The sequence below is a fragment of the Candidatus Sororendozoicomonas aggregata genome, assembly GCF_031528575.1.
GTDB classification, from domain to species: Bacteria; Pseudomonadota; Gammaproteobacteria; order Pseudomonadales; family Endozoicomonadaceae; genus Endonucleibacter; species Endonucleibacter aggregata.
The window spans coordinates 1-9028 of the sequence record NZ_JAVLSP010000116.1; the positions used below are offsets into that span (position 1 = coordinate 1).

Below are 9028 nucleotides of genomic sequence, written 5' to 3' on the forward strand. Positions count from 1 at the left end.
GAGGATAATAGTGGGGCTATTTGACGAAGAAGCAGGAATTTTTAGACCCATTTATCGCAACCGCAGTAGGGCAGTCTATTCTCGGACAGGCTCCTAGCTTGCCGACGGGGGGAGGTTGCCAGAAAGCAAGTTCTTGCTTTGCAGGATCTGGCCTATTCCGGCTTTGCTCAGGGCCAGCTCCAGAGTGCTTTTAATGACATGGGCGTTATCCAGTTGTAAGACCTTATCAAGAATATCCTGTGCCCGTGTCAGAGTGATTCTTCGCAATGCCCATTTGACCTTGAGCAGATTGGTTGCATTCATAGACAGCACATTAAATCCCATAGCCATCAGCAATACAGCGGCGGCAGGATCGCCAGCCATTTCTCCGCAAATGCCTACGGGCTTACCGACACTGTTTGCCTCTTTGGCAATATGACACAGGGCTTTCAGGACAGCTGGATGAAAAGAGTGGTAGAGATTGGCAACCCTGGGATTATTTCTGTCCACAGCCAACAGATATTGTGTCAGGTCATTGGACCCGACCGACAGAAAATCTACTCTTGAGGCAAGCTCCGCGACCAGGTAAACAGCTGCCGGAACCTCGATCATCACCCCCACTTCCGGCATGGATGTGGTTACCCCCTCAGCGGTAACCTCTTCATGGGCCCGGTGAATTAACTGAAGAGCGTCTTCTACCTCAAAAACACAAGAAATCATCGGCAACATAATGCGCAGGTTACCTAACCCGGCACTGGCTTTTAGCATGGCTCTGACTTGCGCCAGAAAAATCTCTGGATGATCGAGCGTGACACGAATGCCACGCCATCCAAGAAAAGGATTATCTTCATCAATGGGAAAATAGCTAAGGGCCTTATCGCCACCAATATCGAGTGTCCGCATGGTCACCGGACGAGGATGAAAGGCTTCAAGCTGACTTCGGTAAATCCGCTCCTGCTCGGTTTCACTGGGAAAACGCTCCCTGACCATAAAAGGTACTTCAGTACGGTAAAGCCCGACGCCTTCTGCACCGCGATCAAGGGAGCGCACCGTGTCAGTCATCAACCCGGTATTCACCCAAAGGGGCACTTTATGGTCGTCAATGGTCACACAGGGGAGATCTCGGGTGACTTCAAGCCCTTTGGCAAAAGCCTTTTCTTCTTCAATCACCTGCAGATAATGTTTCACCAGCTCATCGGATGGCGATGGATAAATATGGCCTAAAGTACCATCAACGATGAGTTGTTTACCCGCCAGTTTATGGAAAGGTAAGTCAACTGCCCCCATTACTGTGGGAATCCCCATCGCCCTGGCCAGTATGGCAACATGGGAATTGCCTGAGCCGTGTTGTGATACTAACCCCAGCAGTTTGTCCTGTGGAACCTCGCCTAACATTGCAGGGGTTAATTCCTCACTGATAAGAATGGTGTTATCCGGGTATTGCGAAGGGGATACTTCTGAAGCCTGTAAGTAGGAAAGCACGCGCCGGCCAAGGTCTTTGACATCACTTGCCCGCTCCCTGAGATAAGGGTCCTCCATCATTTCAAACCGGTTAACATGCTCTTCAACCACTTGCCGAAGCGCGGTTTGAGCCATCAAACCACTTTCAATACGGTGGCGAATTTCAAAGGTCAGCGCCTTGTCATCGAGCATTTTCAGATACACATCAAACAGCGCAAGTTCTTCAGGAGGAAGACGGCATGCCAGCTTTTGTGCCGATATTGTCAGGCTTTCCCTGACTTCTGTGAGGGCATGCTCGAACATTGCCAACTCTTCGGCAATGTCTGTGCAGCAGCCGTCGGGCACGGCACTGAGGTCTGCGGGGGGCACCATAACAATACCCTGTCCAATGGCCACACCGCTTGCGCCGGAGGTTCCCTCAAAAGGCTTTAAGGATAAGTGACCATCGGGAAATCCTTTCATGGAACCGGTGGCAGCGGCATGGGCTATACCGCCGGCAAGCACGGCGGAGATGGTTACCAGAAAAGCTTCTTCATCTTCATTAAAGCGCTGCCTTTCGGCGCGCTGAATCACCAGAACGCCCAACATGGATCGCCGGTGAATAATAGGTACACCTAAAAATGCCCTGAACTTATCCTCACCAATAGCTTCAAGATACCGGTACTTGGGATGTGAGGTAGCATCATCAATATTGATAGGTTCTTCGCGCAGCCCCACTTGACCAACAATACCTTCAGAGTAGGTAAAGGATATCTTATCCACGGCCAGAGGGTTCAAACCCTCCGTTGCCATTAGGGTGTAATGGGAGGTTTCACTGTTATAGAAATAGACAGAGCAAGCTTCTGTCCGCATAACCTCCCTCACCCGCCGAACAATTTTCTGCAGCGCAGAGTTTAGGTTGTCAGCCGAGCTGACCTCATGGACAATTGTCCGCAGGGTATTCAACATTAGCGCCAGTCCATTAATCCCCGGATGGGCAATGGTTGTGGGCTATTCAGCAGTCATGTGCTTGCAGTCGCCCTATTCTGGGAACTAGCTCCCTGAGTGCCCTTCTATACACCTCTCGTTTGAACGAGACTACCTGACCCAACGGATACCAGTAACTAACCCAGCGCCAGCCGTCAAACTCCGGCGAGCCTGTATGGTCTACTTGTATGCTCTCATCACTGCTCAGCAGGTTTAGCAAAAACCATTTTTGCTTCTGGCCAATGCAAAGTGGGTGCTGTTCCCGTCGTATCAAACGCCTGGGGAGACGATAGCGCAGCCAGCCGCGCGTACACGCCAGAATATCTACATCTTCCGGACGTAGCCCTATTTCTTCGTAGAGCTCTCTGTACATGGCTTCTTCTGGCGTTTCGTTATCGTTAATTCCGCCCTGGGGGAACTGCCAGGCATCTTGTCGGATGCGTCTTGCCCATAAAACCTGTCCGAGGTGATTGGCCAGGATGATACCCACATTGGGCCTGAATCCATCTGAATCAATCACGCCTTCGGCTACCTTGAAACTGTCTTGTCTGGCATTGTTTCACAAAGAGCCTTAGCACAGCAAACCCGATCCGGGTTAATACGCATAAAATTAACAAGAATTATTCTTAAAATTAACAGGATAGCAGAAGATGGTAATATGCCCCGGCAATCAACAAAATTAGATTTTGAACAGTTTCCAAAACAGTAAAAGCGTCGTTTATCCTGGGAGCCTGTCGGGCTTAAGCTTTCGAGCATGAAATTCAGTAGAGCGAGTCATATTTTTCGATGGATTTGTGCGAATAGTTGACCTGTTTAAGCAAATTCATCGGAAAATATGGCCGCTCTTTCTGGATTTCAGGCCGAAATTGCCTTAAGTCCGACAGGCTCCTGGCTCAAACTCCTGCTCAAGTAGCTGGCGAATTGCTGATGGAATAGGCAGTGGCTGCTTTTTTTCATAGTCAAAGTGAATCATAACAGCACGCCCCCGGGCGCATAGCGTCTCTTTCTGCCGCACCTCATGGACGATCGTCATGGAGCTGGTACCCATTTTTTGTACGTAAGTACTTAATTCAATGTCATCGCCAAAATAAATCTGCGCTTTGTAGTCAACTTCAATGCGCGCAATGATTAAATTCCAGTGCCTGGGGTTCATATCAGGAACAAACAGCCGGAATACCGGTTCACGGGCTTGTTCAAACCAGTTGAGCACCACCGCATGGTTGATATGACCTAAAGCATCCGTGTCGCAAAAGCGAGGTGTGAGGGCGAGCTTATACATTATTTGGTTACCTGATTAAATACCGGGATAACAGATTTTTTATGGTAACCTCAGCTTAAAGATAATACTTCCTGAAGGGAACTGTGAATATTACCAGAGAGAGCCTTCATCGCCTTCGCCTCCCCACAGGTTCACTAGATCACTAAAATCTATGGGTTGATCGACCCGCGGGGCATCAGCCAATGAAAAAGAGGGCTTCGATGCTGAATTCGATTCTTGCGCAACCGTTGATGTTGCTATCGGGTAAGCTATAGCGCTGGATGGGCTTGTGGATGTACTTGCCCCTATCATTTCTGTTCTAGTAACAGTGGCGCTTCCCTTAGAAGAAGTTATCCTCGCCACAGTCCTGACGGAACCTGTTTCCGTTGTCGTATGAGCGACACAGCTGACGGGACCAACACCAGGAACATTTTTTGTACTGATTTCTAACTGAGCTAAGGTTTGGCCAGGGTGGATTTTTTTTATGTGTTCTTCCAATCGATCCATCAACCTAAACCGCTTTGTCGAACAGACAGGGCAAGAAATAAATTTACCGCCATTGGCATGAGTCTTCAGATGTACCTTGAGAAGCTTATTTTGTTCAAAGCCCTTGCCACACTGACCACAAAAGAACAAGTCCCCAGTGTGTCTTCGTTTATGTCCTTTAAGGGCAGTGCTATCCCTAAAGCTCTCCTCGCATTCATCACATTTAAAGGGCCGTTCCCCGGTATGGGATAGCATGTGGTCTTTGAGGTGAGATTTATTCTTAAAGGCTTTAAGGCAGACTTCGCATTCATAGGGCCGTTCTCCGGTATGAACGCGCATGTGCATGTTTAGGTCGTATGGATACTTAAAACTCTTACCACATTGGTCACAGGTATGCATACAGTCTCCTGCTTTGCTAAACATAAGCAGCTTCATTAACATGTAGCTTATGAGGGGCTGCCCAATGACTTTTTGAGTTCCTTTCAGGAAAAAAGTTCAGGGTGTGGCAATAAAATCTCCAGTAAAACCTGGCTAAAAGAAACCACTATACGGAAAAATCAGACTCTTCCGTTCGCCATTTAGCGAGTCTATCAATATCTTCTTTGAATATTTCACTGATGTCGACCTTAATATCGCTCTGCCCTGGCAGGTGCTCAGTCACTGGAACAGCGTCCCCTTTTTGTGTAACCGTTGTTGTTGTTACTGGGTACACTTGGGCGGCGGATGGGCTTGCCGTTACCCTTTGAGTAAAAACGGCGGCGGCTCCACTAGAAGAGGTTATCGCTGATACAGTGGTGACTACACCCGTTTGCGTCGACAAAGTGTGAGTGAGACAACTGACCGGGCCAACATTGGGAATATCTTGTGTATTCATGGCTAACCCCGGTGAGAGGGTGCAGGAGTGGATATTTTTCATGTGTGATTTTAAGTATTCTTCTTTTAAAAACCACCGTGTCTCACAGATAGGGCAACTGAATCTGTTATATCCTCTTTCATGGGATTTTTTGTGAGCCTTGAGATTAGCTTTATAATGAAAGCCTTTATCACAGATATCACATTTATACTGCCATTCTGAACTATGGGATCGCATATGCGAAGTGAGACTCCAGCTTTTGCTGAAGCCCTTACCACAGACAGTGCATTTAAAGGGCTTTTCTACGCTATGGGTGCGCATGTGCTGACGTAAAGCGGATGGAGACCTAAAACTTTTTTCACATAATTCACACTCGTTTGGCATACAGCCCCCTTTTTCGCTCAGTATGAACCGATTTTTATAAAGTGTAGTTCATGATAATCAGGGTAATTTAACAATCCAACTGTCTCTTGATGCCTTTCATGGATACCCCGATTAAGGCTGCGCTGAACACTATTACCACGACTTTTTGTGAGTGGGTTGGATTCAGCGCATTGTAAAACGGTTTTTTCACTCATCATAACACTCAGGTCTAATCATCTTATTTTTTAGTCATGCCCATTGTTTATTACCCACATCAAGAGGGATCATCTTATGAACAAGCCCCTAGCGTGTAACAAAACCTTTCCCTTATCTAACTATTTCAAACACAATAATACCAATGGTATTCTCGGATCGATCTGCAGAGACCTGGAAAAAGATGAATTTGGGAAGCGTACGTTTTCAGGTTTTGTTTTTCGTGGTGACAAAAGAAAGCCTGAACTTATCTTTCGTGAAGGATTTATTCCTACTGGCGTATTTGAACATTCTACTACCCTAGACGCGCGTATGGATCGATTAACAGGCAGTCTCAATGGTGGGTTTACATTTAATTATGGGGTTTCCACATCCCTGTCGACAAGAATTGCGCAATTTTACTTAAAACTTGGCAGCAAACCTCTTTTTATGAAAAGATATTACCCTGAATTAGATTGGTATTTAGATAGACGTATTATTTCTGGTTATATTTATTTAATTGATGCAAGGAACATGGCTGGCTACGCCATAAGCGCTCCAAAAGCTTATGCATCCAGTCAATGGCTATACGGGAATGACCAGGATTTTCTGCGTGAAATTTATGAGGTTAATTTCGTCCATGCCATCCCCAATACCTCCATTGTTGGGGCCGTCTGGTCGGATGAACATGTTATCGATGAACCCTGCGGCCGTTCAGAAGAATGGATGGGCTGTTACGGCATTAAACTCACGCTCGGTGAAAATCCTGGATATGAGGGGGATGCAGCCAGCGTAGCCGCGCTCTTTAAATAGCAGGACACAGAAAGTTAAAGGGGTTAATTTCTGGAGCCTGTAAATAATTCTGTGTAAACGCCATTACTTGTTTACACCTTGATCCGGTCTGGAAACATAATTTCAAACCGGTTCATGGCTGACTTCCAGTCTCTGATTGGCATAGTCCATTTGGCCGACGCCTTTTCTGTCGCCAGGTAAATAACCTTCAGAACCGCATCATCCGTTGGGAATATTTTTCGGTTTTTTATCGCCTTTCGGATGACCCTGTAGCAATCAGTTGAGGCTCAAACTCACCATTTCGGTCGCGGGGCGTATTGATTTCCAATTCGCCAAAGTCGCCTTTGATGGTCTTTTTGCTGGAACCGTTGCGACTGTTTCCCGTGTTATGCCCGTCGGTAGAGTGCTTGGCATAACCAAGGCGCTCTTCCAGCTCGACGGCCATAACACGCTCAACAGCCGCTTTGATCAGCTGGCGGCTGAAGTCGGCAAGGTCGTCCTGATTTTTGATTTGCCCAACCACTTGATCAAGCAATTTTTCATTGATTTCAACGCTCATAGTTATGCTCCTCTTTGGAGGTTTAACGACAAGCGTTTACATAAATTAAATTACATCCTCTATTTACAGGCTCATAAACATTCCCATTTCATCCAAAAGATCGTATGTTTCCTCATCCATATTAAGGAAACAGGGGTCACGTTTTTGCAGAGCTTGCAATTGCTCTTGCACCAAAGTTTTCCACACTTCCAGTAAAGACTGGTCTGCATGAACACTGGATTTTTGAAGAGTTATTACCAGATTTTTAAACGCCATCTGCTCTTTGTATGTTTCAAGCAATTTAAGTACCCCATCATCAAATATCTCTTTATGCGTTAATTTATTCCATAGGCTATCAAACCCTTCTTTTTCGCGGTTGCTGTGGTGACCACCCCCGTCTTCTATTTCAGCCTCTTGGCTGTATTCTTCACTTTTTCCTGTTACAACCTTTGTAAAGTAATTTTCCAACGACTCCCTTATACCTTCAGGACAATTCTTTATCTCGTTTGCTATTTTTCCACGGATTTTATCGTGCATATTTTTTGGCAGCTTCTCTTTATGGTAATCAAATGATTGCCAAAGCATAGGCTTTATAGGTAGGTCTTTGTTGATTACGCTAATCAGAAGATAAATTGGAACAGGCTTAAATGGCGCTGCTGTAATATCAGAAGCTGCCAACCTCTTTCTTTCTTCTTGTCTGGCTATCTTCCTCTGGATGTATACAGGATAAGGGGGGTTAAAATAACTCTCCTGCTGTTCTTCGGTAAAATAATATTCCTCTGGAAGATCAATACATTGCACAAAATCTTTAAGCTGTTTCAACGTCCAGTTGCTAATCTCAATACTATCGTCATTAATCACCAATAAAGGAACAGGAAAATGATGGATTTTTTTATCCCCAATATCCAGTTCTTCGATATCAAGGGTTTGCCTCTTGACAGTAAAAAACATATCTTTAAGAGCCCACATCACAGCCTTGATAAAGGCGAGTGCCAGTTGCTCCGGTGTCTGGAAGTAAGACCCCATCTTCACCATTGCGCACCCTTTGTTGGTTTCACTCATTCCAGATAAGAAATGATTAGGTAGTTCAGTATCCGTGTATAATGGCGCCTGGATTATAATCAATGCCTCAAAAAGCGCCTGAATACCCTCTCTTGTGATTGCTTGCCCCTTTAGTCCAACGCAAGCTTGAAGCAATTGTTTAAACCACGAGAATGAGCGTGCTTTTCTGAGTTTTTTCAAGCAGCTCAATGCCGGGAACACATCAAATATTGACTGCGCGTGATATTCATCGAGAAAATAATCTTGATCTTCAGGGGAGAATGACTGCAATACTTTCCAGTAGATTTTTTTTCTATAATCGTATTTCAGCACACTGGACAGTTTTTCTAATTGGCATAAGCGCTGTTCCCATTTTGCTTTATCCGGCAGTTGTTTTTGCTGGTTGTTAAAAAAAATAAACTGTTTCCTGTCTTCAGGTTTAGAGTAATAATCTATTGCCTTATTCAATACGACCAATGGCACCTTTTTGTTGGTGTAAGATAACATAAAACGTTTTTCTGTGGGGGACGCATTAAGATAATCTATGATTCCTTTCCCTCCATAACTGGACAGTAATTTGATAAGTTTTTCCAGTACCCTACCTCTATCCTCTGTTTGGGCTTCATAAAATTGCTCCAAATAATTCCAGTTTAAAAACCATTCTCGCTTTCTGGTAGTGAGAAAAAGTACTACCATTTTTATTTGTGTATTTATTGCTTCCTCATGTTCCTCATCTTCCATGTCTTCCAAGTGGCTCGAAAGTAATAGGCTTATTTGTCTTTCTCTCTTCATCAATACATCAAGTGCGGGTAGTTCTTCTGAAGCCCAAAGCCTGGTCATAAGTTTCAGTAGTGACTGTTTGTGAGAGATCCAGTTTAATATTCCCTTCACCTTTTTTAGGTCCTCTTCTTTGGGCAACCCTTTACCATGATTTATGGACGAAAAGGCGCGGAACAACTTCATACTGAACTGGTCACCCACTTTCCAGACCTCCCAGTCCTTCACCTTTTTCACGTCCTCTTCTTTGGGCAACCCTTTACCAGCATTCATGGACGAAAAGGCGCGGAACAGCTCCATACTGAACTGGTCATCCACTTTC

At 45.3% G+C, this 9028-nt stretch carries 7 protein-coding genes and 3 pseudogenes; 1 reads left to right on the forward strand and 9 read right to left on the reverse strand.

Going from position 1 to position 9028, the window contains the following annotated elements:
- Positions 1 to 93 precede the first annotated feature (93 nt).
- The 6 genes and pseudogenes from ptsP to V4C51_RS18095 form a co-directional block, all read right to left on the reverse strand.
- On the reverse strand, positions 94 to 2388 hold the full coding sequence (gene ptsP / locus V4C51_RS15930; RefSeq protein WP_330927173.1) for a phosphoenolpyruvate--protein phosphotransferase: 2295 nt from the start codon (positions 2386 to 2388) through the stop codon (positions 94 to 96).
- Between the two features lie 46 nt (positions 2389 to 2434).
- The gene (locus tag V4C51_RS15935) at positions 2435 to 2926 is read right to left on the reverse strand and encodes an RNA pyrophosphohydrolase (RefSeq protein WP_330927174.1); all 492 of its coding nucleotides are present in this window, start codon (positions 2924 to 2926) and stop codon (positions 2435 to 2437) included.
- A 351-nt stretch (positions 2927 to 3277) separates the two neighbouring features.
- Positions 3278 to 3685, reverse strand: a complete 408-nt coding sequence (locus V4C51_RS15940; protein ID WP_330927175.1) for an acyl-CoA thioesterase — start codon at positions 3683 to 3685, stop codon at positions 3278 to 3280.
- Positions 3686 to 3775: 90 nt separating this feature from the next.
- Positions 3776 to 4549 (reverse strand): C2H2-type zinc finger protein, encoded by a 774-nt coding sequence (locus V4C51_RS15945; protein WP_330927176.1) that lies wholly within the window; start codon positions 4547 to 4549, stop codon positions 3776 to 3778.
- Positions 4550 to 4694: 145 nt separating this feature from the next.
- A complete protein-coding gene (locus tag V4C51_RS15950) occupies positions 4695 to 5024 on the reverse strand; it encodes a hypothetical protein (RefSeq protein ID WP_330927177.1) in 330 nt (109 codons plus the stop codon).
- A gap of 123 nt (positions 5025 to 5147) precedes the next feature.
- A pseudogene (locus V4C51_RS18095) lies at positions 5148 to 5387 on the reverse strand (C2H2-type zinc finger protein); the annotation flags it as partial.
- A 270-nt stretch (positions 5388 to 5657) separates the two neighbouring features.
- On the opposite strand from V4C51_RS18095, the gene V4C51_RS15955 reads away from it, so the two are divergent.
- Entirely contained in the window at positions 5658 to 6371 is a 714-nt protein-coding gene (locus V4C51_RS15955; RefSeq protein ID WP_330927178.1) for a hypothetical protein, read from the forward strand.
- 71 nt (positions 6372 to 6442) lie between these two features.
- Here the strand turns inward: V4C51_RS15955 and V4C51_RS15960 are convergent.
- The 3 genes and pseudogenes from V4C51_RS15960 to V4C51_RS15970 all read right to left on the reverse strand — a co-directional run.
- Positions 6443 to 6616 (reverse strand): annotated as a pseudogene (locus tag V4C51_RS15960) (IS256 family transposase); the annotation flags it as partial.
- Between the two features lie 8 nt (positions 6617 to 6624).
- Positions 6625 to 6909 (reverse strand): annotated as a pseudogene (locus V4C51_RS15965) (transposase); the annotation flags it as partial.
- 63 nt (positions 6910 to 6972) lie between these two features.
- Positions 6973 to 9028: hypothetical protein (locus V4C51_RS15970; protein ID WP_330927179.1), on the reverse strand; the 2056-nt coding region annotated here is incomplete at its 5' end.

Excerpts from the sequence above, each read along its gene's own strand:
- V4C51_RS15955 (WP_330927178.1), top strand. The coding sequence starts at position 5,658 with ATGAACAAGCCCCTAGCGTGTAACAAAACCTTTCCCTTATCTAACTAT.
- V4C51_RS15950 (WP_330927177.1), bottom strand. The coding sequence starts at position 5,024 with ATGAATACACAAGATATTCCCAATGTTGGCCCGGTCAGTTGTCTCACT.
- V4C51_RS15945 (WP_330927176.1), bottom strand. The coding sequence starts at position 4,549 with ATGCATACCTGTGACCAATGTGGTAAGAGTTTTAAGTATCCATACGAC.
- V4C51_RS15940 (WP_330927175.1), bottom strand. The coding sequence starts at position 3,685 with ATGTATAAGCTCGCCCTCACACCTCGCTTTTGCGACACGGATGCTTTA.
- ptsP (WP_330927173.1), bottom strand. The coding sequence starts at position 2,388 with ATGTTGAATACCCTGCGGACAATTGTCCATGAGGTCAGCTCGGCTGAC.